Genomic DNA, 25233 nt, shown 5'->3' on the forward strand with positions numbered 1-25233 from the left:
AAACCACGTAAAAACAATGGATTTATGGTGATGTTAAACAATAATCGACTCTCTCGCTGGTTAGCGTTTTTTACGCTTGCCGCGACCTTCGCGTTAGCACTTCCGGCTCAGGCAAACACCTGGCCGCTGCCGCCACCGGGAAGCCGCGTGGTGGGTCAGAATGCCGTTCATGTTGTTGAAGACAATGGCGGTTCTCTGGAAGCGATTGCGAAAAAGTACAATGTCGGCTTTCTGGCGCTGCTGCAGGCCAACCCTGGCGTTGACCCTTACGTACCACGCCCGGGCAGCGTGCTGACTATCCCGTTACAAACTCTGCTGCCGGATGCGCCGCGCGAAGGCATTGTTATCAACCTCGCCGAACTGCGTCTTTACTATTACCAGCCGGGGACCAATTCGGTGACCGTGTATCCTATTGGTATTGGCCAGTTAGGTGGTGACACGTTAACGCCAACAATGGTAACCACCATTTCAGATAAACGCGCCAACCCCACCTGGACGCCTACGGCAAACATCCGCGCGCGATACAAAGCAAACGGGATCGACCTACCTGCCGTTGTACCTGCAGGCCCGGATAACCCGATGGGCCATCATGCGATTCGTTTAGCGGCATACGGCGGTGTGTACCTGCTGCACGGAACCAATGCTGATTTTGGCATTGGAATGCGCGTCAGTTCCGGCTGTATTCGTTTACGCGACGGTGATATCGAAACCCTGTTCCGTCAGGTGAAGCCAGGAACCAGGGTCAATATTATCAATACGCCGATCAAAGCATCTGTTGAACCTAACGGCGCGCGCCTGGTGGAAGTACACCAGCCGCTGTCCGAAAAAATCAATGACGACCCGCAGTTGCTGCCGATCGTGCTGAACGCATCCATGCAGACGTTTAAAAATGCGGCGCAAACGGATCCTGCGGTCATGGAACATGCAATGGAAATTCGCTCAGGAATGCCGGTCGATGTGACCCGTCATTACGACGTTGCCCAACAACCGATGTAAACTCTGCACATAAAAAAACCCCCGCTGGATTTTATTCCGCGGGGGTTTTTTATTTAACTCGCAGTGGCATTGCGATGGGTTAAATCTTATTTGTAGATAACTGCAGTCCCGTGAAGGGTGTTAGGACCGGTAACGGAAGTTATACGGAAAGACTTCGCTCCCATCTCATCCGCTTTCTGCGCCAGCTGATCTTCCAGAGAACCTAAGTTAGTCCCCGCATTCGCAGAAATAGTACCGACTTTCTCTTGACCAGCAGGTGTGGCCTGAACTTCAACGGCGGCAAAGCTTGCAAATGACAGTGAGCTAAGAACAGCAGCAACAAACAGAGTTTTTACGTTTTTCATGATAGTGACCTTTAGCAGATGAATGTGTGTCGAAAAGATTAACTTAACGATCGATAGGTAAATCATAGATGTGATCCAGGTCACACGTCAACATTTTTTTATAATGATCGTTAAATAAAACACAAAGACCTTATTTTTCATACTAATAGCTATATATTATTTTTATCGTGAATCCGCTGGAGTGTGCAGTCGAATATTTTTATAATGGTTATTCAATAAACCTAACAAAGGTACATCGGCGCCATGACAACTGAAACGACAGGTTGTGCTAAAAAAAGCCGTGGCCGACCAAAAGTGTTCGACAGGGAAGCCGCGCTTGATAAGGCCATGACACTCTTCTGGCAGCACGGATATGAAGCGACTTCGCTCGCCGATCTCGTAGAAGCCACCGGCGCAAAAGCGCCCACGCTGTATGCAGAGTTCACCAATAAAGAAGGGTTGTTTCGTGCCGTGCTGGACCGCTACATCACCCGCTTTGCGGCGAAACACGAAGCCCAGCTGTTTTGCGAAGAAAAAAGTCTGGAGTCCGCACTGGAAGACTATTTCACCGCCATAGCGACCTGTTTCACCAGCAAGGACACCCCGGCGGGATGTTTCATGATTAACACTTCTGCGACGCTGGCAGCCTCTTCCCGCGATATTGCGCACACGGTGAAATCCCGCCATGCAATGCAAGAACAGACGCTTACCCAGTTTCTTCACCAGCGCCAGCAGCGAGGCGAAATCCCGGCCCATTGCGACGTGCAAAAACTGGCCGAATACCTGAACTGTATTTTACAGGGTATGTCGATCAGCGCCCGTGAAGGTGCAACATTTGAAAAACTGATGCAGATCGCACATACAACCCTGCGGCTTTGGCCCGAGCTCATCAAAGCCTAAGCCTTTCCCGCTTTTCCCCGCTGTATTGACATGACCGGGAGCTGGTACAGCCCCCGGTTAAAACTCCGCGCATTACCCCTACATTCCCTATTGTTTTCATCATCTTATCTGATCATTTTTTGTAAAACATATTGATAACAACAATTATTATCAGCAATATTCGCATTTGATTTAACGCCTGTTTCACAATGTAACCATCGGTTTCTTTACCGCCATAACAAAAACAGATCGACTCTTTTTTAAAAGGAATACAAATGCATAAGCGTCTCTGGGTGCTCAATCCTCTCCTGTTATCTTTAACCCTCCCGGCCATTGCGGCTGAGGAAGATAACCTCATCGTCAGCGCCAACCGTAGCCAACGTACCGTGGCAGAAATGGCACAAACGACCTGGGTTATTGAAGGAAGCGAGATTGAACAGCAAGTTCAGGGTGGTAAAGAGTTCAAGGATGTTCTTGCTCAGTTAATCCCAGGAATCGATGTCAGTAGCCAGGGACGCACAAACTACGGCATGAATATGCGCGGTCGCGCCATCGTCGTACTCATTGACGGCGTTCGTCTGAACTCCTCGCGAACCGACAGTCGTCAGCTTGACTCCATTGACCCATTTAACATTGCGCATATTGAAGTCATCTCTGGCGCAACCTCACTTTATGGTGGCGGCAGTACCGGCGGATTAATCAACATCGTCACCAAAAAAGGTCAGCCGGAGCGTGAAGTAGAACTCGAATTGGGGAGTAAAAGCGGCTTCAACAACAGTAACGATCATGATGAACGCGTTGCCGCGGCGGTGAGCGGAGGAACCGATCGTGCTTCCGGGCGCATGTCCGTCGCGTATCAACGGTTTGGTGGCTGGTATGACGGTAATCACGATGCTCTGATGCTGGATAACACCCAAACCGGCCTGCAGCACTCCGATCGTCTGGACGTGATGGGTACCGGAACGATTGAACTTGACGACAACCGTCAGTTGCAACTGGTTACGCAATATTATAAGAGCCAGGGGGATGACGATTACGGGCTGGATCTCGGCGAGAATATGTCAGCCGTGACCGGAAACGGTAAAGCTTATACCAGCAGCGGACTGAATTCCGATCGTATTCCCGGCACCGAACGTCATCTGATCAGCCTGCAATATTCAGATGCGGATTTTTTCGGCCAGAACCTGGTCAGCCAAATCTATTACCGAGACGAATCCCTGAAATTCTATCCTTTCCCGACGCTCAGCAAAGGTAAGGTTACCAGCTTCTCCGCATCACAGCAGGACACAGACCAGTTTGGCGCCAAAATTACCCTCAACAGCCAGTTGATGGATAACTGGGAGCTGACGTGGGGTATCGATGCCGATCACGAGACCTTCGATTCTAATCAGAAATTCCTCGATCTGGCCTGGTCCTTGCCCTCCGGCGGCATGGATAACCGCACCGCTTATACCACCGGGCGTTATCCCGGTTATAGCATCACCAACTTCGCGCCTTTCCTGCAAAACAGCTATGACATTAACGACATCTTTACCCTCAGCGGCGGCGTACGCTATCAATGGACCGAAAACAGGGTTGATGATTTCGTGGGCTATGCTCAACAGCAGGGAATCGCGACCGGGCTTGCGAACTCTGCCGATACCATTCCGGGCGGCAAAACCGATTACGATAATTTCCTGTTCAACGCCGGTATCCTCGCCCACCTGACCGACCGTCAGCAAACGTGGTTTAACTTCTCTCAGGGCGTGGAGCTTCCGGATCCAGGGAAATATTACGGGAACGGCACCTATTCGCTGGTTGGCGATCATTATCAGCTTCAGCGCAGCGTCAACGTGGCGGATTCACGCCTGGAAGGGATTAAAGTTAACTCGTACGAACTGGGATGGCGTTACACCGGCGATAGTCTGCGCACGCAACTGGCCGCTTATTACTCAACTTCGGATAAATCGATCGTTATCAATCGCAGTGATATGACCATTAACGTTCAGCCCGACGATCGCCGGATTTATGGTCTGGAAGGTGCGGTGGATTATTTCATTGCGGATACGGACTGGAGTCTGGGCGGCAACTTTAATGTCATTAAATCGGAAGTGAAACAGAACGGTAAATGGCAGAAATGGGATGTCACTCTGGCCTCTCCGTCCAAAGCAACCGCATGGGTCGGCTGGGCGCCTGAACCGTGGGCATTACGCATACAGAGCCAGCAAACATTTGATCTGACCGATGCCAGCGGTAACAAGCTGGATGGCTATAACACCATGGACTTTATCGGCAGCTATCAGCTCCCGTTGGGTAAGCTGACCTTCAGCGTGGAAAACCTGCTGAATGAAGAGTACACCACGCTGTGGGGACAACGTGCGCCACTGCTGTACAGCCCAACCTACGGTAGCCCCTCACTGTATGAATACAAGGGCCGGGGCCGCACCTTTGGTCTGAACTATGCCTTAACCTTCTGATAAAAAAAGCCCCCCAGCCTGAGCGAATGGGGGGCTAATGTTCAGGATAATGCTATTTTACGCTTTGTTATTCAGTATCAACTGTCCGTTATTGTCTAACGGAATTTGCGCGCCGGGGTCCTTATCCATGCGGATTTTCCCCTGCTGATCGCCAATTTTGTACGTCACGTCGTAGCCCAGCATTTTTTCAGATTTGTCATACACCGTTTTACAACGCTGCTGCGTAGTGGTGTAAGTATCATTTTCCTGCATCGAACCCTGAATCTGGTTACCTGCATAGCCGCCGCCTAAAGCACCGGCCACGGTGGCAATATCTTTACCTCGTCCGCCGCCAAACTGATGGCCAATAACACCACCCGCAACAGCACCCAGCACGGAACCTGCGATACGGTTTTCATCCTGTACCGGCTTACGGTGCGTGACCGTCACGTTCCGGCACTCCTGACGCGGTGTTTTCACCGACTCTTTAATCGGTGTTGCAGAGACAACTTGCGCATACTGTGGGCCACGCTCGAAAACGTTCAGACTGGCCACCGCTGCAACACCCAGCGCAGCAGCTACGCCAATCCCTATACCCGCCAACATTGATTTATTCACGGGAGTTCCTCCTTTTTTGCTATTAGCAACAACTTTGCAACAGAAGGTAAGGAATGCCAATCAGATTACGGATGAAAATAGCAGGAGGAGGCACGAACGCAGGATGATTCGGAGAACTCTGAAGGAAGGCGCAGGATGCATAAATCATCCGGCGCCACAAGTCGATATTAATGCAGTTTCAGACGCGGGCGAATCACCCGGTTAATGCTGCCGACCAGCATCATCAGACCGGTCTTGAAGTAGCCATGCAGAGCTATCTGGTGCATGCGATACAGTGAGATGTACACAAAGCGCGCAATACGCCCTTCCACCATCATCGAACCACGGGTCAGGTTACCCATCAGGCTACCCACGGTAGAGAAGTTAGAGAGCGAGACCAGAGAGCCGTGATCTTTGTACTGATACGCTTTCAGTGGCTTGCCGTTCATCTGCGCCAGAATGTTGCTCATTGCGCAGCTTGCCATCTGGTGCGCAGCCTGAGCGCGCGGCGGCACAAAACCCCCTTCCGGGCGAGCGCAGGAGGCGCAGTCACCAATCGCGTAGACATCAGGATCACGCGTGGTCTGCAGAGTGGGTTCAACCACCAGTTGGTTAATACGGTTCGTTTCCAGACCGCCAATGTCTTTCATAAAGTCTGGCGCTTTGATACCTGCCGCCCACACCATCAGATCGGCTTTAATGTATTCGCCATCTTTGGTGTGCAGTCCGCCTTGATCTGCGCTGGTAACCATCGTCTGGGTCAGTACGCGTACGCCCAGTTTGGTTAATTCATTATGTGCTGCGCTGGAAATACGCGGCGGCAGCGCAGGCAGAATACGCTCACCAGCTTCGACCAGCGTAACGTTCAGAGCGTCGTTGGTCAGCCCTTTGTACCCATAGCTGTGCAGCTGTTTTACCGCATTATGCAGCTCGGCGGAGAGTTCAACCCCCGTCGCACCGCCGCCCACAATAGCAATATTCACTTTGCCGTTAGCGCCCAGATTCGCGGAATACTTCAGGAACAGATTCAGCATCTCCTGGTGGAAACGACGCGCCTGATGTGGGTTATCCAGGAAAATGCAGTTTTCTTTGACGCCTGGGGTGTTGAAATCGTTGGAAGTACTGCCCAACGCCATCACCAGCGTGTCATACGGGACTTTACGCTCAGGAACCAGTAGATCGCCCTTCTCATCGCGCAGCTCGGCGAGAGTAATGGTTTTCGCGTCACGATCGATATCCACCACCGACCCCAACTGGAACTGGAAACCGTGGTTACGGGCATGCGCCAGATAGCTCAGCGCATCCACACCTTCGTCCAGGGAACCTGTCGCCACTTCATGCAGCAACGGTTTCCATAAGTGGCTGTGGTTTCTGTCCACCAGCGTGATTTTGGCCTTTTTCTTGCGTCCCAGCTTTTTACCCAGCTGTGTCGCCATTTCCAGTCCGCCAGCACCGCCGCCGACAATCACGATCCTTTTCAATGGTGTAGTCAACGTGACCCCCCTCAAATTTATTAACCAATTGTTAATTAAAAGTTATGAACATAGCCTTTAATTAACAACAAGTTACGATAATGAAAATGTTCTTCGAGAGTGAGAATAACACGAACGGTGCATTGGTCATACCAAAATTGATATGTATCAAGTTTTGATGCTGAAAAGATAGACAACCGGAACTTTAAGAACAAAAAAACCAGCCCGATGGCTGTAATGCCAGTCAGTTAGCGCCTCAGTTTCAGAAAGCTTCAACCTGTGCTGACCGAGGTAAAGAACATGCTATCTCGGAGGAAAAGTTCCGTTCACCTCATGCTCATCATTTCTCTGAAGCACCGATTCCTGTGAACGTGTAAAGGGCGTTCTCCGCCACGCCCTTTACAATCCCGGCTCCCGGCAGGAAAATTGTTGCTGCGCAATACCCTCCGCTTATTCCTCCAGGCTACCGGGCCGGGCGCGAGGAAGCGTCCTTGCAAAGCGCGCCCTGAGCCAGCATCCATGCTGGCTCTCCCGGCCTTACGGAAACACGTCGGCAATTTTCAGCCGGACCAGCCACACCTGACCTCCTGCAATTTTATTTGAATATATTTGAACAGCAAAAAAGATTTAACTGGAAGTCAGTGCGTTGAAGCGATGACCCCGGTCCGGCTGAAAATCGATGAGGCGTTGACGGCTGACCGGGGCTGTCCGCAGGGATGCGGACAGAGGGGACGGCCTGCAGGGACGCAGGCTCGGCCCCGACCCAACAGGCAGACGGCATAAGACGAATAACTCGCGCAGCGACGATTTTCCCGCCGGGAGCCTGGGTTGCAAGGGAGGCGGCGGTGAGCCTCCCTTGCACGTTCACAGGTATCTGCGCTTCAGAGAAATGACACCGCTGAGGTGAACGGAACCCTCAGCCGGAATCACATGTTCACCATACGTTCGTAACTGACGAGCATTAGCCTAGCGGCTGTTTTTTTAAAAGCTCAATAAGGATTAACCTAACGTCTTGAACGCTTTGATTCGCTGCAAATGCGGCGAGATATTCTTAAACTTGTGCGTCTGTTCTTCATCCCAGACTATCTCATAAAAATGATGCAGCTCTTCTGACGCACGCTGGCTATTGAGCGCTTCATCATGACGTGACAGGATCACCAGGCAGCGATCGCGATTCTTTTCGCGGAAATTGGTCACGCATTTTGTCGCGATATCTGCATACTCTTCAGGCCGGTCAATTTTTCCTTCCATGTTCTCATACGGGAACAGGTTAGGATTAAACACGACCTGACGAATATCACACAGAAAACCAATGCGTTCAGCCCAATATCCCCCGAGCCCCACGCCACAAATCAGCGGACGGTCGTCCACATTAAGCTGCAGCATTTTGTCCACTTCTTTCAGCAGATGCTGCATATCATGTTTAGGATGCCGCGTACTATAGCTAATCAGCCTGACATCCGGGTCGATGAACTGCAGTTGCAACACCTTTTCATGGTTGCCCGGGCTGTTAGAGTCAAAACCGTGTAAATAGATAATCATCGCATCCTCGCCAAACTTGCGTTAATGACCTGCTTTCTCTTCCTGCCAGCGCTCATGAAGCTGGTTGAGCTGGGCGCTTACCGTCTTCCAGCGTGCAGAGTCCATCAGTTCCTGACGTGAAAATGAACCTTTATGATACAAACGTGTAACACGTTCTGCATTGATCGGCGACAGATTATCTAACACACTGACCGCTCCCTTACGATTATTGCAGACCAGGATCATATCGCAACCGGCATCCAGCGATGCCTGACCGCGCTCCGCGTAGCTTCCCATAATCGCCGCCCCTTCCATCGACAAATCGTCGGAGAAAATGACGCCATCGAAGCCAAGCTCCTGACGTAATACCGTTTTCAGCCAGTGCGGCGAGCCGCTCGCCGGACGTGGATCCACGTCACTGTAGATGACGTGCGCAGGCATAATGGCATCGAGTTTGTTTTCAGTAATCAACGTCTGGAACACGGACATATCTTTCGCCCGAATGTCAGCTTCTGAGCGTGGATCGGTTGGCGTTTCTTTGTGTGAATCCGCCGTCACCGCCCCATGTCCGGGGAAATGTTTACCGGTGGTTTTCATGCCAGCAGCGTGCATACCGTCAATGAAGCGGGTCGCCATAGCCAGCGCTTTCAGCGGATCGGCATGGTAAGAGCGCTCGCCAATTGCCGCGCTGATATGCCCCACATCCAGTACCGGCGCAAAGCTGATATCGATGTCCATGGCGATCATTTCGCTGGCCATTAACCATCCGGCGTCCTGAGCCAGTTTGCCGCCCTCTTCCAGACCGTGCAGCGCGGCAAAGGATTGGGCCGCTGGCAAACGCGTAAATCCTTCACGAAAACGCTGTACGCGTCCGCCTTCCTGATCTACCGCCACGACCAGATGATTGCGCGATGACGCGCGGATCTGGCGCACTAACTCACGTAACTGTTCCGGGTCATGATAATTTCGGGTAAAGAGAATCAACCCACCTACCAGCGGATGCGCCAGAATCTCACGCTCTTCAGCGTCCAGCTCATACCCTTCGACATCCAACATTACTGGGCCCACACTGCTCTCCTTATCCTTTCATTGTTAGCTGCCGCCAGATTTCATCGGCCAGCCTGATAAATTGTCGATCGCCGGTTTGTCGCCAGCGATACTCAAACCACCCCGCCTTTAGCATCATTACCCAGGGCCGCCATCGTCTAACCTGTCGCCACAGCGCGTTTTGCTCAATGTGCGATCGCTGAGCGTAGGCGTTAACCAGCCGCTGGTGCTGGGATTCATCACTGACCCATACCGCCGCCAGCTCCAGGGCGATATCACCGTCACCAGCATATTCCCAGTCAATCAGCCGCAGCCCTGAGGATGTACGTACGATGTTGTCACCGTGGACATCCATATGCAGCGGCCCCAGACGCAAAGGTCGAGGCTCACCGCGTTTCCGTAGCCGCTTCAGCGCACGTAACCAACATGGCGTACGACGCGCCGGATCGCCACACTGCCAGTACTGCTCAAGTAACGGCAGCAGACTGATTCGCCAGCCCAATCGGGGTTGCTGGTGCAGATGATACAATAAGCCAGCGAGTTCGTCGGCGTCCGGTAATCTGGATTCTACCTGGCCGTGTAAAAAGTCGACCGCCATCCACCCACGCGTATAAAAGCGAGGGCGCGGCGCAAGACTTTCTGGCAGATGTTTTAACGCATGATAATGGCGTAAGAAATGCGATTCCGGCGAATCAGGGTCGTGATGACGACGCAGCACTAAGCGGTGAGTATGATGTTCGATGATGCAGCTCCCGCCGCTCAGGCCGCTCTGGCTGGCTGCGACGGGATGATACTGTGGGAAATAGCGCGACAAGACTTCGTCGCGCGTCAATCGGTTATTGTTGCTGAACGGCACCTTTACCTGACCAGATTATCTCGCCAGTTTGTACCAGCATTAATTGCATTTGCAGCGCAGGCGAATTGACGTTGCCGGAAGCGCTGGAATAGAGCACATACTGTGCGCCAACGTTGCGGGCGATCCCAATCGCTTTGCTGCGCGTTCCCAGGCTATCGTTCGGCGACAAACCTAACTGCTGCTTGGCGACAGCCAGTTGCTGGGCAGAAACCAGAGTAAACTTACCGTTATTCGCCAGCGCGTTACGCAAGGTCTCGGTGGCTTCACCGCTATTCAACGAGCCGTTGGTGCGGTTATTGACGCTATCAACCAGCAGAACGCCTCCCGCTTTGACGCCGTCAGCCTGCAGCATTTTGCCGACCATCGGCTGCATAGCCCCGTTCCAGTCATAGTGGCGTTGACGTGGCGTCGGCTGCGCCGTTTGGTCCTCATGCTCAATCGGACCCGGCTGCTGCGGTATGGTTGGCACCGTTGGTACAACCGGTACCGGCTGTTGCGGCTGCGCGGGTTGTTCCGGCACCGGCTTCACTTCCTCTACCGGTGCGGGTTCACGTTGCACCACACAGCCAGAAAGAAACATCGCCAGCGCGGCAATCAGTGCGTAGCGATTCATTTTGATCATCAAGATTCACCCCTTACAAATAAAGATAAAGTCTAACCTTGTGCGCCCCCAGAAAATTGGCGCTGCCGTACAGCATCACCGACGAATGAGCCGGGATAGTCATGCTGCGTGGCGCTTCCAGAGGGTGCATTTCCAGCCCTCTGGCGTCATACCAGTAAAACCGATAATGAACGGTAACGGGTTCTTGTCTTTCGTTATAGAGTCGAGAGGATGCCGAGGCCTGAATATCAGACGTGGTTAACGTCGGCTGTTCTGCTGTAATGCCCGCCGCCAGAATCGTTGATTCCATCACCAGCGACTGTTCATCACTTACCGGAATTTCAGGATGTGTCCGACAGCCAGCCAGTAGCAGCAAGCTCAGTGAAAGTGCAATGCATCCTCTGGTCATGCTTACAGACCTTTATGCGCAAGCATTGGACCGAGCGCACGGCCACCCAACAGGTGCATATGAATGTGATACACCTCCTGACCGCCATGACGATTGGTATTCATGATTAGACGGTACCCATCTGCAGCAATACCTTCCTGCTCGGCGATTTTCGCCGCAACGGTGATCATGCGCCCCAGCGCCTGCTCGTGTTCCGCCGTCACATCGTTGACGGTCGGGATCAGGACGTTTGGAATGATCAGAATATGCGTAGGTGCCTGAGGGGAAATATCACGAAACGCGGTGACCAGTTCATCCTGGTACACGATATCCGACGGAATTTCACGACGGATAATTTTGCTGAATATAGTTTCTTCTGCCACGACGTTTTCCTTTTTCATTAACAGCCCAAGCGTTATGCCATGCTACGCCGGGTAACTCTGCGAGTATAGAGTATGAGCGAGTTACTCACGCTCTTTCAACTTTAACCCTCGATTATTTAAGCAAAATCCTTTGCCGCTGCTGTTCTTATAACCATTTCCCATCGCTATCGCTTAAGCATAGTACTGAAACAATATTTCATTTATCGCGTAGCATCTGTTTACATATTGAATGTTAATGCGTATATTTCGCATTTGTATTTACATGCGCACTTAATAATTTACAACCAAAGGGTTCATCACACTACCGGTGATTCGAACTTAATATTAATAATTATCAAGGACTTTTCGATGTCTTTCACAACACTCAACGGGAATGTTCAACGCCAGCCGGGGGTTGCCCCTTCTTTACTGGCAGCCTGCATCACGTTAGCGCTATTGCCCACCACCAGCCTCGCAGCCCCTTCTGAAGAAACCGTGATCGTGGAGGGTTCTGCTCCAGCCGCATCCAGCGAAGAGCAGGATTACAGCGTTAAATCGACGACCGCTGGCACCAAAATGCAGATGACGCAGCGCGATATTCCGCAGTCGGTCAGCATCGTCAGCCAACAGCGCATGGAAGATCAGCAGTTGCAAACGCTGGGCGATGTGATGGATAACACGTTGGGGATAAGTAAAAGCCAGGCAGATTCAGATCGCAGCAGCTACTACTCTCGCGGATTTCAGATTGATAACTACATGGTGGATGGGATCCCGACCTATTTCGAATCCCGCTGGAATCTCGGTGACGCTCTTTCCGACACGGCCCTCTTCGAGCGTGTCGAAGTGGTCCGTGGCGCAAACGGGCTGATGACCGGAACGGGTAACCCCTCCGCCTCCATTAACATGATCCGAAAGCATGCCACCAGCCGCGAGTTCACCGGTAATGTTTCTGCGGAATATGGCAGTTGGAATAAACAACGCTATGTGACCGATCTGCAAAGCCCGCTCACTGCAGACGGCAACGTGCGCGGTCGCATCGTGGCGGGCTACCAGAATAACGATTCCTGGCTTGATCGCTACAACAGCGAAAAAATGTTCTTCTCCGGGATTGTCGATGCCGATCTGGGCGACACCACCAGTCTGTCTGCAGGTTATGAATACCAGCGCATTGATATCAACAGCCCAACCTGGGGTGGATTGCCGCGCTGGAATACCGATGGCAGTAAAAACAGCTACGACCGCTCGCGCAGCACTGCGCCGGACTGGGCGTACAACGATAAAGACTTCAATAAAGTGTTTGTCACCGTCAAACAACGTTTTGCCGATACCTGGCAGGCGACCATGAACGCCACCCACTCCGAGGTCAAGTTCGACAGTAAAATGATGTACGTTGATGCCTATGTCAACAAGGCCGACGGCACCCTGGTTGGCCCGTATGGCAGCTATGGTCCGGGCTATGACTACGTCGGTGGAACCGGCTGGAACAGCGGTAAACGTAAAGTGGATGCCGTCGATCTGTTCGCCGACGGCGGTTACGACCTGTTTGGTCGTCAGCATAATCTGATGCTTGGCGGCAGCTACAGTAAACAGAATAACCGTTATGAAAGCTCGTGGGCGAACGTCTTCCCCAATGAAATCGGCAGTTTCTATACCTTCGATGGTAACTTCCCGGAAACCAACTGGAACCCGCAATCATTGGCTCAGGACGATACCACGCACATGAAATCGCTCTACGCCGCAACGCGTATTTCGCTAGCCGACCCACTGCATTTGATCGTCGGCGCGCGTTATACCAACTGGCGTATCGACACCCTGACCTACAGCATGGAGCAAAACCACACCACGCCATATGCGGGTCTGGTATATGATATTGACGATAACTGGTCTACCTACGCCAGCTATACCTCAATCTTTCAACCGCAGAACAAGCGCGACAGTTCCGGCAAATATCTCTCCCCGATTACCGGCAACAACTATGAGCTTGGCCTGAAGTCCGACTGGATGAATAGCCGTTTAACCACCACCCTCGCGGTGTTCCGCATTGAACAGGATAACGTGGCGCAATCAACCGGTGTGCCAATCGCCGGTAGCAATGGCGACACGGCCTATAAAGCGATGGATGGTACGGTCAGCAAAGGGGTCGAATTCGAAGTTAACGGTGCAATCACCGATAACTGGCAGATGACGTTTGGCGCGACACGCTATGTTGCTGAAGACAACGAAGGCAATGCGGTGAACCCAAACCTGCCGCGTACCACGGTCAAACTGTTCACCCGTTATCGCCTGCCGGCTATGCCGGAACTGACCGTCGGCGGAGGAGTTAACTGGCAGAATCGCGTTTACAGCGATACGGTCACGCCTTATGGCACACTCCGCGCGGAACAAGGAAGCTATGCCCTGGTAGATTTGTTCACCCGCTATCAGGTAACAAAAAACTTCTCTGTGCAGGGTAACCTCAATAACCTGTTCGATAAAACCTACGACACCAATGTCGACGGTTCTATTGTCTATGGTGAGCCGCGCAACGTCAGCGTTACCGCCAGCTATCAGTTCTGATTCTAAACACATCACGCTCCACCTGCCCATCAGGTGGATAACTGGACTGAAAAACAAAAAGCCCGCTTAAGTTTCCTTAAGCGGGCTTCTTAAATATGGCTCCTCTGACTGGACTCGAACCAGTGACATACGGATTAACAGTCCGCCGTTCTACCGACTGAACTACAGAGGAATCGTTGTGGAGGCTTATCTTAGCGGCGAAAATTTTTTTGTCAAACCCCATTTCTATGAATGCGTATCAATTGATGCTTCTCTCGACAGTTTGTTGCATTTACAGACATTTTAAATGGAAAAAACTTTGCAGCTTTTTGGATTCTCCCTCATCATTTGAAATGAGGTTTCAACTTTCTTCTTTAAGGTCCACTTTGAACGTCTCCGCTGCCTTACGCCAGGTCGCTTCCCGTACGCCCTGGTATGCCAAACGCAAGAGTTATAAGGTTCTCTTTTGGCGCGAAATCACCCCGCTTGCTGTCCCTATTTTTCTGGAAAACACCTGTGTGCTGTTGATGGGGGTCTTGAGTACCTTCCTGGTGAGCTGGTTGGGAAAAGAAGCAATGGCTGGGGTCGGCCTCGCCGACAGTTTCAACATGGTCATCATGGCATTTTTCGCCGCCATCGATCTGGGTACCACGGTGGTTGTAGCATTTAGTCTGGGAAAACGGGATCGTCGACGGGCCAGAGCCGCGGCCAGACAATCGCTGGTGATCATGACAATTTTTGCTACCGTGCTGGCCGCGGTCATTCATTATTTTGGTCAACATATTATTGACGTTGTCGCAGGTGAAGCAACGCCAGACGTTAAGGCTTTGGCGCTTACCTATCTGGAGCTCACTGTGCTCAGCTACCCGGCGGCAGCCATTGCGTTGATCGGTAGCGGTGCACTACGCGGAGCCGGAAATACCAAAATACCGCTGTTGATCAACGGCGGCATGAACATTCTGAATATCATCATCAGCAGCATCCTGATCTACGGGATCTTTTCCTGGCAAGGGCTGGGATTCGTGGGGGCCGGACTCGGGCTAACCATTTCACGCTACATCGGTGCAATCGCCATTATCTGGGTACTGATGATTGGTTTTAATCCGGCGCTACGTATTCCCTTCAAAAGCTATTTTAAACCCCTCAATCTCGCCATCATCTGGGAGGTTATGGGGATCGGAATTCCGGCAAGCATCGAGTCGGTACTGTTTAATGGCGGTAAACTGTTAACACAGATGTTTGTTTCAGGCATGGGCACCAGCGTAATTGCCGGAAACTTCATTGCATTTTCTATCGCTGCGCTCATCAACCTCCCGGGGAATGCTTTAGGTTCCGCGTCGACAATCATTACCGGCAGGCGTTTGGGAAATGGCCAGATTGCCCAGGCTGAAATCCAGTTACGCCATGTTTTCTGGCTGTCGACAATTGGCTTAACCGCCATCGCCTGGCTAACCGCCCCTTTTGCTGGCGTGATGGCCGCGTTTTATACCCAGGATCAGGATGTAAAAGAGGTCATTGTCATTCTGATTTGGCTCAATGCGGCATTTATGCCGATATGGGCGGCTTCCTGGGTATTACCAGCTGGCTTTAAAGGTGCTCGCGATGCACGTTTTGCTATGTGGGTATCAATGTTGGGCATGTGGGGCTGTCGCGTCGTTGTAGGTTATACCCTGGGGATCGTTCTAGGATGGGGCGTAGTCGGTGTCTGGTTAGGGATGTTCTTCGATTGGGCTGTGCGCGCGGCGTTATTTTACTGGCGTATGGTCACAGGCCGTTGGCTGTGGAAATACCCGCGTCCCGAACGGGAAAAGTGCATAAAACAACCTGTTGCGCCTGAATAATCGGCGAAATGAGGAATATTTCGGCAAACGATCGAATTTAGCGATTCAGGCTTTGACAACGCTGAGTGGCATCGCTAATATTCGCCTCGTTCACACGATTCCTCTGTAGTTCAGTCGGTAGAACGGCGGACTGTTAATCCGTATGTCACTGGTTCGAGTCCAGTCAGAGGAGCCAAATTTAAGAAGCCTGCTTAGGAAACTAAGCAGGCTTTTTGCTTTCAGACTTACTTATGAATACTGATATCATCAGGTTTCAATAAGTTAGCGTGAAAAATCTTCCTGATTTTCATGGACTACAGTCGCCCAGTTGGGTGCACGCCTTCAGTATCTCAACTATCGCGTAATCAACAAGAATCCCGAATTGCGCCAGACGAGTATCCGTATTCATCCAGCCACAGATAATGTGGCGTACGAGATTATCTGCGTTCCCCACTGAAACCCGGTAGCCGTTTTGCTAATGGATTACGCCCTCTCCCGCTAGCTCCTCTTATGCATTCCACTAATAAATAGAATTATCAACATCAATAACACACAGATATCATTACTCACGAATCGATCGATAAATGCTATTTTGTTAAGAATTCACAATGATTACATCTATATGGGTAGCAATGAAGATATACCGTGGTACGGTCGTCGTTTTTTCAAAATTGACATCCTCGGTAATGTCATTTTTGAATTCGACATGAGTGATTCTGATGGTGCACCTCAATACCCTGGAGAGGGTTACCGTGCAAGATTATTTGCCGAAACAGAACTGTCTTCATTAATCACTACAGCCTCAATTACTGTAAATTAATAAAGAGATGTATTTTTAAAAAGCACGAGTAATCGATTAAATTACATATATTTCAAGGGTTCATGTACCTACATGAACCCTTTATGATATCAATCAAAAAAGGAGGTCATAACATCATGACAGGGAAGATTTACCCGAGACTCATCATCAGGAGCCGCTATTAAAGTTTACCGTTATATTCATGCGCGAGGGAAATTAGTATTTGCGTTACGCTTCCTGCGGATATTTGGGTACTGCGAGTAAAATTAGTTTGTTTGTATAGCCAGCGAATATAGCGCCGACTGGCCGTTAAAGAAATTGTCCTGGCATTTTTGCCATCCCCGCCGGTTAATGGGCAAACCATCTTACGGTTTTTTTCCTGTATCCAAAGCGACCACTGACTTTGCCACCAGCCATGCCGCGTTTTGCCCTGAAAATACCAGGGAGTATTTGTATCACTGTCACTTATATCCTCCTCTATAAACCAAAGCTCAGCTTGTTGTTGGCGAAACAGTTCTGCCCAAACAGTAATAACCGCTCCGCGAAGAAAACATTCGTGAGAAATAACATGTGTCTTTATCTCAGGAAAGAGGGTCTTCAACAGCCGAAAATGCCCATGAGCTGATATAACCGGACGCAGAATAGAACCATTGGCGTTACGTTTGAGTACCGCACTTCCATACTGAATCTCATCGAACTGACTGCGTTGTAAAAACTGCATCTCACGCATATCAACGTGTTTTACGATATCACTGCGATCCAAATCAGGCTCGATATTGCCTCTCCAGAGATAACGTAAGGTTTCCCCGACCGGGTGCTGAGTAAAATTAGTAGATAGATGAAGAATATTACCTCGAATAGCATCGAAACTGAGCAGGACATAGAGTTTCTGATCTGCTTCCGCCCCCTGGAACGGTACAATTAAAGGAACCGTTTCAATCCGTTCTGGTGATATTACTTCTCTTGGTAATTGCCGCTTAGGTGTCCAGACTTTTTTGCAGGCGCAGCACTGAACGCGCTGTGTTCTTTGCGGATTATAACCATAACAAATAGTTTTCTTGCCATAACATACGGGACAAAAATGGCCACTTTCAGAGGCGTATGCGCTTAAGTAAACAGTCACCCATTCATTAAATTGTTGTGCTTCAAATAGTGGGGGATAACTCCCACATGCCCGACAGTGCAATGCCGGATAACCCAACCTATAGTTCGGCCAGCTGTAATCTTCAGATGTAGCTAACCCTAAATTGCGACACCCAAACGTCTTGCAGGTATTAATTGTAAATAAAGTCGACATGAGCCACCAACGATTTCCAAAGGTCGCTGATTTTGAACTATAACCTCGATTTGATTGTGTGAACAGACGCACATATCAATGTCTTTCGGAATGTAAAATACCCCGAATAAATGTGAATAGAGGAACAGTTTATGAAATTAAAAGTGATTGCTGCGGGTATTTTGTTGACATTACCATTCTGGGCCTGTGCCAAGGATGTCACCATTATTTATACCAACGATCTCCATGCACATGTGGAACCTTATAAAGTGCCGTGGATTGCTGATGGTAAGCGTGATATCGGCGGCTGGGCGAATATCACCACTTTGGTAAAAAAAGAGAAAAGCAAAAACAAAGCCACATGGTTTTTTGATGCAGGTGACTATTTTACCGGTCCTTATATCAGCAGCTTAACGAAGGGCAAGGCGATCATTGATATTATGAATACCATGCCATTTGATGCTGTCACCATGGGCAATCATGAATTTGATGATGGCTGGGATAATACGTTACTCCAGCTAAGCCAGGCGAAATTCCCTATTGTGCAGGGCAATATTTTTTATCAGAACAGTGATAAAGCGTTTTGGGATAAGCCATATACCATTATTGAAAAAGATGGCGTGAAAATTGGCGTTATAGGTTTGCACGGCGTATTTGCCTTTAATGATACCGTTTCTGCTGCAATGCGCGAAGGTATTGAAGCACGGGATGAGATTAAATGGTTACAGCGTTATATTGATGAACTTAAGGATAAAGTGGATTTGACCGTATTACTGGTTCATGAAGGCACGCCTGCCCGTCAGTCCAGTATAGGAAGTACCGATGTACGTCGTGCGCTGGATAAGGATATTCAGACGGCAAGCCAGGTGAAAGGTCTGGATATTCTGATTACCGGACATGCGCATGTCGGTACGCCGGAACCCATTAAAGTAGGCAATACGCTGATCCTCTCGACAGACAGCGGTGGTATCGATGTAGGGAAACTGGTACTGGACTACAAAGATAAGCCACATAGTTTTACGATGAAAAATTTCGAACTTAAAACCATTTACGCAGATGAGTGGAAGCCCGATCCGCAAACAAAGCAGGTGATTGACCGCTGGAATAAGAAACTTGACGAAGTGGTAGGACAGACGGTGGCGCAGTCGCCGGTTGAATTAACACGTGCATATGGTGAATCAGCTTCGCTGGGCAACCTGGCTGCGGATGCTTTGCTGGCCGCTGCGGGTAAAAACACACAGTTGGCCTTAACCAACTCTGGCGGTATCCGCAGTGAGATCCCGTCTGGCGCGATTACGATGGGCGGTGTCATTAGTACATTCCCATTCCCTAACGAACTGGTCACGATGGATCTTACCGGTAAACAATTACGTAGTCTGATGGAACATGGCGCAAGTTTAAGTAATGGCGTGTTGCAGGTCTCAAAAGGCCTGGAAATGAAATACGACAGCAGTAAACCCGTAGGACAACGGGTCCTGGAACTTACACTTAATGGTAAGGCAGTTGAAGATGCGACGGTTTATCACATTGCTACCCAAAACTTCCTTGCTGATGGTGGTGACGGCTTCACCACATTTACCGAGGGTAAAGCGCGTAACACAACAGGTGGGTATTACGTTTACAACGCAGTGATCGATTACTTTAAAGCAGGTAACACCATCACCGATGAACAACTTAACGGTATGCGCGTTGCTGACGTGAAAAAATAAATATTATTACCTTAATAAGTTCTAATCGGTGTCATTAGTTGAAAATATTCGGCTTTATTGGCTATTTCTTATCTTTAAAGTCGAATATGGAAGCATTACTGAAAAGTAATAAAAACATGCAAACATCTGCATGAGATCTTGATTGAAATATAATAATTACTCATAAAGCTGAAAGGGTTTGGCTATGAAGATAAGAACAAAGCTTAATTTTATTACATTGTGCCTGTCCGCAACATTAGCCGCATCAGTTAACGCAAAGGATGTGACGATCTATTACACTAACGATTTACATGCTCATGTATCTCCAGGGAAAATTCCGGCCGTCGATAAAGAACGTCTGGTAGGAGGTTTTGCGAATATAGCCACCATCGTTAATGATGCGAAGAAAAGAAACAAAGATGTATTTTTCTTCGACGCCGGAGATTATTTCACCGGCCCCTATATAAGCACCTTGACAAAAGGTGAAGCAATTATCGACATCATGAATACCATGCCGTTTGATGCTGTATCCGTAGGGAACCACGAATTTGACCATGGCGTTGATAATATGGTTAAGCAGTTAGCAAAAGCAAAATTTCCGGTTTTACTGGGTAACGTTTTTTATACTAACAGTGACAAACCCGTCTGGAACAAACCCTGGACGATTATCGAAAAAGACGGCTTAAAAATTGGCGTAATTGGTATACATCAAAAATTTGCGTTTTATGACACCGTTGCCGCTAAGGCTTATGCGGGTTCAGAGGCCCGTGATGAAGCACCTTATATTCAAAAAGGGCTTGATGCATTAAAAGGTAAAGTGGATATCACTGTGCTGCTTATCCATGAAGGTACGCCAGCACGTCAATCAAGTTTTGGCAATAAAGACGTAGCCAGAATGTTGCAAGCCGATATCGATACCGCAAAGAAATTTGAGGGTATTGATGTGTTAATTACAGGACATGCTCATGTGGGCACCCCTGAGCCAATTAAAGTCAATGACACGCTCATTGTTTCCACAGATGCGTATGGTACTGATATCGGTAAATTAGTATTGGATTTTAACCCGCAGACTAAAAAAATTGACGGCTATGACGGTAAATTAATCACTGTATTTGCAGACGAATATAAACCAGACCCTATAGTTCAAGCTATGATTGATGAATGGAATGCTAAGCTGAAAAATATCACCGATCAAATCATTGGGTCAACAACAGCCCCCTTCACCCGCTCTTATGGTGAATCATCACCGGTTGGTAATTTAGTTATTGACGCCATGATGGCCAAGGCGCCGGACGCCGTCGTGGGATTACAGAATAGTGGAGGATTGCGTGCTGATTTACCACAAGGAAATTTACGATATGGTGATGTAATTACTACCTTCCCATTTAATAACGAACTTGTTGAAATGGATCTCACCGGAAAGGATCTCATCAATTTAATGATCCACGCAACTAATCTTACTAATGGGGTTTTGCAAGTGTCAAAAAGCATTCATGTTGAGTATGACAGTAAAAAACCTTTGGGTGAGCGAATCATAAGTTTCACTATTAATAATAAACCTGTGGATCCAACCAGAACATATCGGGTTGTTACACACTCATTTTGCGCGACGGGTGGAGATGGATTTGAAGCGTTCTTAAAAGGAACCAATATCAAAACTATCAATAGTACTACCTCTGCTGAGTCAATCATTGATTATGTCAAGACTCATAATCCTTTGAAACCCGATCTTGAAATGAGAGTAGTCGATGTAAGCACGGCAAAATAGGTTCACGAATATATTTTCCATTACATGAACCATCTTTATTAACAAATCTCTGTGGAAGGTACCCCTACGCATGCAAAAAATAGCACAAATATTATCCGGCGCATTTATGCTTTTCCCTACGCTAACAATGGCAGCCTCAGCGAATAATGAATATGTATCAGACTGGTGGCATCAAAGTATTAATATAGTTGGGAGCAACTCCACTCGTTTTGGGCCACTAAAAAGAGCCGACTTATATCCCGAGTATCGTGCATGGGCACATGTGGATTGGTTTGATTTCTATGGCTATGCTGACTTACCTAAGTTTTTTGGTATAGGCAATGATAATGATATCGGCATTTGGGACAACGGTTCTCCATTTTTTATGGAGATAGAACCGCGCTTTAGCATCGACAAACTAACAGGGGTCGACCTAAGTTTTGGTCCATTTAAAGAATGGTATTTTGCCCACAACTATATCTATGATGCAGGAACCAATGCAGGACAACGTCAGAGCACATGGTATATGGGGATAGGGACAGATATTGAAACGGGACTACCGATGACGTTATCTGCAAATATCTATGCCAAATATCAAGGAAACAATTACAATGCAGCCAACGAAAACGAATGGGATGGTTATCGCTTTAAAGTAAAATATGTCATTCCTATTACCACAATATTTGGTGGAAACCTAAATTACGTCGGCTTTACCAACTTTGACTTTGGTTCAGACCTAAAAGAAAAATCAGGTGGCGAGCAGCAATTTTACTCCCGAACAAATAGCTCGATAGTTTCCACAAATGTACTCAGTCTGGTTTATCCTCACTGGAACTTTGGCGCCACCCTGCGTTATTTCTATCATGGTGGACAATTTGAAGAAGGTAGTAAAGCATTTAACAGCGACGGAGACATCACCTCTATAGACTCAACGGGGTGGGCATACTATTTAACTGTTGGTTACGCTTTTTAAACAATCTGCAAGGAATTAGCTATGAAGGTAAAAACGATTACAGCAGGTATTCTGTTGACATTGCCATTTTGGGCCTGCGCCAAAGATGTCACCATTATTTATACCAATGATCTCCATGCTCATGTTGATACTTATAAAGTCCCCTATGTAGCAGACGGTAAACGTGAAATTGGTGGATTCGCTAATATAAGCACTTTAGTCAAGCAGGAAAAATCCAAAAATAAAGCCACATTTTATTTTGACGCCGGTGACTATTTTACCGGGCCGTATATCAGCAGCCTGACTAAGGGTCAGGCCATCATTGACATCATGAATACTATGCCCTTTGATGCAGTATCAATAGGTAATCATGAATTCGACCATGGCTGGGATAATCTCTTGCGGCAGTTGAGCAAAGCAAAATTTCCTGTTCTGTTGGGGAATGTATTCCACAAGGACAGCGAGATACCATTCTGGAACAAACCGTATACCATCCTGGAAAAGGATGGCGTGAAAATTGGCGTTATTGGGCTGCACGGTGTGTATGCATTCAATGACACCATTTCAGAACTCTCGATCCAGGGGCTCGATAATGATAAAAGTAACCGCTTTGATAAATCAGCAGCTGCCCTCAAGAACCAGGGAATCGAAGCTCGCGATGAGGTGAAATATCTGCAGCATTATCTGGATGAGTTGCGGGGTAAAGTTGACGTCACCGTTGCGCTCGTTCACGAAGGCGTTCCGGCTCGTCAGTCCAGTATCGGTAGTACGGACGTTAGACGTGCACTGGACAAAGATATTCAGACCGCTAGTCAGGTTAAAGGGCTTGATATTCTCATCACCGGACACGCTCATGTTGGAACACCGGAACCTATCAAAGTGGGGGATACGCTAATCCTTTCTACTGACAGTGGTGGTATCGATGTAGGTAAATTGATACTTGATGTTGAACCAGGGGCGAATACAAAAAAAGTTAAAAGCTTCGAGCTGAAAACAATTTTTGCTGATGAGTGGAAACCTGATCCAACAACACAAAAAGTTATCGATGGCTGGAATAAAAAACTCGCGGATATTGTGCGTCAGCCAGTCGGTGAATCCCCGATCATGTTAACCCGTGCCTATGGCGAATCATCGCAACTAGGCAACTTATTTACAGATGCAATGCTCGTCGCTGCACCGGATGCACAGATCGCACTGATTAACTCCGGTAGTTTACGTGCTGATCTCAACGCGGGTCCCATTACCTTTGGTGATATTACCAGTACTTTCCCCTTTAAGAATGAGCTAACTGAGATGGATCTTAGCGGTAAGGAGCTGCGCAATCTCATGGAACATGGGGCATCTCTCACCAATGGCATACTGCAAATGTCAAAAGGTGCTGAAGTGCGTTACATGCCGCAGAATCCGGTCGGGCAGCGCATAGTATCGTTCACAATCAATGGCAAAGCGATTGAAGATACGCAGACTTACCATGTTGCGACCACGACCTTCCTTGCTTTGGGAGGCGATGGCTTTCTGGCATTTAAAGAAGGGAAAAATGTACAAGTCCGCGCCGGGAATAATATGTCTGATGTCGTGATTGATTATCTGAAATCGGGGCACAAAATCGTTCCCCACGAAATCAACGAAATGCGTGTTGAAGTGAGTAAAAAATAAACAATCCAGGTGATGCTGTTTATTTTATAGATGGCATCACCTGTTCCTCACATATTACAAAGCAAATAGCATAATATTTTTATGAGGGTAATCGATAATGAAAAGTTGCCATGTAATGATGAAAAACTCCATTCCATTATGTCATTTACATTGTAAGAGTTGCTTTTGCATTAATAACACGGAACACTCCCCAGAATGCAATACGTACTGTATGGATGATACGACACTTCAGCTATTTATTCGTCGAAAAATTGATACTGAGGAAGCGAGTGATGTGGTTTTTACCTGGCAGGACGGTGAATCAATGCCTGGCGGACTTCATTTCTTTGAACGAGTCATAGAGCTACAACAGCAATATGCGCAAAGTAAAAATATTATTAATACATTTCAAACCAACGGAATTCTTTTAGATGATGAATGGTGTGAGTTCTTCAAGAAAAACCAGTTTATGATTTGCATTTCAGTGGATAGCGATGTTGCATTACATGACAATGCCTGCGATACGATTTCCGGTAAATCAACAAACTATCAGGTTGAAAACGCTGCGAGATTATTGCAAAAATATGATATTGAATTTAGCACACTGACGGTCGTTAACACCGAAAATAGCCACCATCCGCTGCGCATCTACCATTATTTAAAAAGTCTGGGTAGCCGCCATATGCAGTTTATTCCCTTACTTAGACCGCTTGTACAAGGCGGTGTGGATGCGCAAAGCCTTGGGCCAGCCGCACTGGGGATTTTTTTGAAGACGATTTTTTATACCTGGGTACGTTTGGATATCGGCACGATTAAAATCCCCATCTTTGAGCATGCATTTGCTGCGTGGTGCGGGTTATCTGTGCCAACATGTGTTTATGCTTCGTGTGATGATAGCGCGTTAGCGCTGAAAATAAACGATGATAATTATCATTGCGATCGCGTTGTTAATTCGAAATATTTTATGCGTGACAGCAATCAACCTATTGCAACCGCGATGCAGCAAAACTCGACGAATCAGAGAGTAGAATCATCCAAACCGACACTGGTAGAAGAATGTGCGAGTTGCAAAGTAGAATTCGTCTGTCACGGCGGTTGTGCAAAAGATCGCGTAGCACTTTCCCGATGCGGTGTTCCGCAACTTAATTATTTTTGTGAAAGTTATCAGGCTTTTTTTACTTATGTTGAACCCTATATGTTGATGATGAGGGCGTTATGGGAACAATACTATACGCCTTCCGATATTCGTCAATATTTGACCTGACAAACCTCTCAGTACGGGCTGATGGATGAACAGGAACTCA

21 protein-coding genes and 2 tRNA genes are annotated in these 25233 nt (G+C 48.4%); 12 read left to right on the plus strand and 11 right to left on the minus strand.

Translation table 11 applies throughout. The features are described from left to right. The first annotated feature begins 30 nt into the window (after positions 1 to 30). Positions 31 to 996, plus strand: coding sequence for a L,D-transpeptidase LdtC (gene ldtC / locus OGV80_RS11860; RefSeq protein ID WP_200000484.1), 966 nt, complete (start codon positions 31 to 33; stop codon positions 994 to 996). Between the two features lie 86 nt (positions 997 to 1082). On the opposite strand, the gene bhsA is transcribed toward ldtC, so the two are convergent. Then, positions 1083 to 1340 (minus strand): multiple stress resistance protein BhsA, encoded by a 258-nt coding sequence (bhsA, locus tag OGV80_RS11865; protein ID WP_043017889.1) that lies wholly within the window; start codon positions 1338 to 1340, stop codon positions 1083 to 1085. Positions 1341 to 1583: 243 nt separating this feature from the next. Between bhsA and comR the strand changes: the two genes are divergently transcribed. Both comR and OGV80_RS11875 read left to right on the plus strand, forming a co-directional pair. Beyond that, on the plus strand, positions 1584 to 2219 hold the full coding sequence (gene comR, locus OGV80_RS11870; RefSeq protein WP_087051051.1) for a TetR family copper-responsive transcriptional repressor ComR: 636 nt from the start codon (positions 1584 to 1586) through the stop codon (positions 2217 to 2219). A gap of 254 nt (positions 2220 to 2473) precedes the next feature. Beyond that, a complete protein-coding gene (locus OGV80_RS11875; protein ID WP_200000482.1) occupies positions 2474 to 4654 on the plus strand; it encodes a TonB-dependent siderophore receptor in 2181 nt (726 codons plus the stop codon). A gap of 57 nt (positions 4655 to 4711) precedes the next feature. Here OGV80_RS11875 and OGV80_RS11880 read toward each other — a convergent pair whose 3' ends face one another. The 8 genes from OGV80_RS11880 to hinT all read right to left on the minus strand — a co-directional run bounded on the left by OGV80_RS11880 (position 4712) and on the right by hinT (position 11498). After that, the gene (locus tag OGV80_RS11880; RefSeq protein WP_032936150.1) at positions 4712 to 5251 is read right to left on the minus strand and encodes a glycine zipper 2TM domain-containing protein; all 540 of its coding nucleotides are present in this window, start codon (positions 5249 to 5251) and stop codon (positions 4712 to 4714) included. Between the two features lie 167 nt (positions 5252 to 5418). Continuing rightward, positions 5419 to 6723 (minus strand): NADH-quinone dehydrogenase, encoded by a 1305-nt coding sequence (gene ndh, locus OGV80_RS11885; RefSeq protein WP_047412019.1) that lies wholly within the window; start codon positions 6721 to 6723, stop codon positions 5419 to 5421. 978 nt (positions 6724 to 7701) lie between these two features. After that, the gene (ycfP, locus tag OGV80_RS11890; protein WP_043015977.1) at positions 7702 to 8244 is read right to left on the minus strand and encodes an alpha/beta hydrolase YcfP; all 543 of its coding nucleotides are present in this window, start codon (positions 8242 to 8244) and stop codon (positions 7702 to 7704) included. A 21-nt stretch (positions 8245 to 8265) separates the two neighbouring features. Continuing rightward, positions 8266 to 9291: a beta-N-acetylhexosaminidase gene (gene nagZ, locus OGV80_RS11895; RefSeq protein ID WP_043015976.1), complete on the minus strand. Its 1026-nt coding sequence runs from the start codon at positions 9289 to 9291 to the stop codon at positions 8266 to 8268. A 10-nt stretch (positions 9292 to 9301) separates the two neighbouring features. Further along, entirely contained in the window at positions 9302 to 10126 is an 825-nt protein-coding gene (thiK, locus tag OGV80_RS11900; protein ID WP_100194257.1) for a thiamine kinase, read from the minus strand. Further along, a complete protein-coding gene (gene lpoB, locus OGV80_RS11905; RefSeq protein ID WP_047412030.1) occupies positions 10107 to 10748 on the minus strand; it encodes a penicillin-binding protein activator LpoB in 642 nt (213 codons plus the stop codon). Before lpoB ends, thiK begins: the two co-directional genes overlap by 20 nt. Positions 10749 to 10761: 13 nt before the next feature. Further along, on the minus strand, positions 10762 to 11136 hold the full coding sequence (locus OGV80_RS11910; RefSeq protein WP_043015973.1) for a YcfL family putative periplasmic lipoprotein: 375 nt from the start codon (positions 11134 to 11136) through the stop codon (positions 10762 to 10764). Between the two features lie 2 nt (positions 11137 to 11138). Continuing rightward, positions 11139 to 11498 carry a purine nucleoside phosphoramidase gene (gene hinT / locus OGV80_RS11915; protein WP_016156204.1) on the minus strand — a complete coding sequence of 120 codons (360 nt, stop codon included), beginning with the start codon at positions 11496 to 11498 and terminating at the stop codon, positions 11139 to 11141. A gap of 348 nt (positions 11499 to 11846) precedes the next feature. Here hinT and fhuE point away from each other — a divergent pair, with 348 nt between their 5' ends. Beyond that, entirely contained in the window at positions 11847 to 14033 is a 2187-nt protein-coding gene (fhuE, locus tag OGV80_RS11920; RefSeq protein ID WP_193144789.1) for a ferric-rhodotorulic acid/ferric-coprogen receptor FhuE, read from the plus strand. 96 nt (positions 14034 to 14129) lie between these two features. On the opposite strand, the gene OGV80_RS11925 is transcribed toward fhuE, so the two are convergent. After that, positions 14130 to 14205, minus strand: a tRNA-Asn gene (locus tag OGV80_RS11925). A gap of 160 nt (positions 14206 to 14365) precedes the next feature. Between OGV80_RS11925 and OGV80_RS11930 the strand changes: the two genes are divergently transcribed. The 3 genes from OGV80_RS11930 (at position 14366) to OGV80_RS11940 (ending at position 16652) form a co-directional block, all read left to right on the plus strand. Then, positions 14366 to 15853 carry an EmmdR/YeeO family multidrug/toxin efflux MATE transporter gene (locus OGV80_RS11930; protein ID WP_286514980.1) on the plus strand — a complete coding sequence of 496 codons (1488 nt, stop codon included), beginning with the start codon at positions 14366 to 14368 and terminating at the stop codon, positions 15851 to 15853. A 99-nt stretch (positions 15854 to 15952) separates the two neighbouring features. After that, positions 15953 to 16028, plus strand: a tRNA-Asn gene (locus tag OGV80_RS11935). A 426-nt stretch (positions 16029 to 16454) separates the two neighbouring features. Beyond that, the gene (locus OGV80_RS11940; protein ID WP_123914909.1) at positions 16455 to 16652 is read left to right on the plus strand and encodes a hypothetical protein; all 198 of its coding nucleotides are present in this window, start codon (positions 16455 to 16457) and stop codon (positions 16650 to 16652) included. A gap of 160 nt (positions 16653 to 16812) precedes the next feature. On the opposite strand, the gene OGV80_RS11945 is transcribed toward OGV80_RS11940, so the two are convergent. Then, positions 16813 to 17928: a cytoplasmic protein gene (locus tag OGV80_RS11945; RefSeq protein WP_286514984.1), complete on the minus strand. Its 1116-nt coding sequence runs from the start codon at positions 17926 to 17928 to the stop codon at positions 16813 to 16815. A gap of 131 nt (positions 17929 to 18059) precedes the next feature. Here OGV80_RS11945 and OGV80_RS11950 point away from each other — a divergent pair, with 131 nt between their 5' ends. From OGV80_RS11950 to OGV80_RS11970, 5 genes are all read left to right on the plus strand, one after another. Then, on the plus strand, positions 18060 to 19616 hold the full coding sequence (locus tag OGV80_RS11950) for a bifunctional metallophosphatase/5'-nucleotidase (RefSeq protein WP_286514985.1): 1557 nt from the start codon (positions 18060 to 18062) through the stop codon (positions 19614 to 19616). Positions 19617 to 19800: 184 nt separating this feature from the next. Then, complete coding sequence (locus OGV80_RS11955) at positions 19801 to 21363, plus strand: bifunctional metallophosphatase/5'-nucleotidase (RefSeq protein WP_286514987.1); 1563 nt, start codon at positions 19801 to 19803, stop codon at positions 21361 to 21363. A gap of 70 nt (positions 21364 to 21433) precedes the next feature. Further along, entirely contained in the window at positions 21434 to 22315 is an 882-nt protein-coding gene (locus OGV80_RS11960; RefSeq protein WP_286514988.1) for a nucleoside-specific channel-forming protein Tsx, read from the plus strand. Between the two features lie 21 nt (positions 22316 to 22336). Beyond that, positions 22337 to 23950: a bifunctional metallophosphatase/5'-nucleotidase gene (locus OGV80_RS11965; RefSeq protein ID WP_286514990.1), complete on the plus strand. Its 1614-nt coding sequence runs from the start codon at positions 22337 to 22339 to the stop codon at positions 23948 to 23950. 118 nt (positions 23951 to 24068) lie between these two features. Continuing rightward, positions 24069 to 25193 (plus strand): radical SAM/SPASM domain-containing protein, encoded by a 1125-nt coding sequence (locus OGV80_RS11970; RefSeq protein ID WP_353654548.1) that lies wholly within the window; start codon positions 24069 to 24071, stop codon positions 25191 to 25193. Positions 25194 to 25233: the final 40 nt, after the last annotated feature.

Origin of the sequence: Citrobacter sp. Ce119 (assembly GCF_030334525.1) — a bacterium.
Taxonomy (GTDB): domain Bacteria; phylum Pseudomonadota; class Gammaproteobacteria; order Enterobacterales; family Enterobacteriaceae; genus Citrobacter; species Citrobacter europaeus.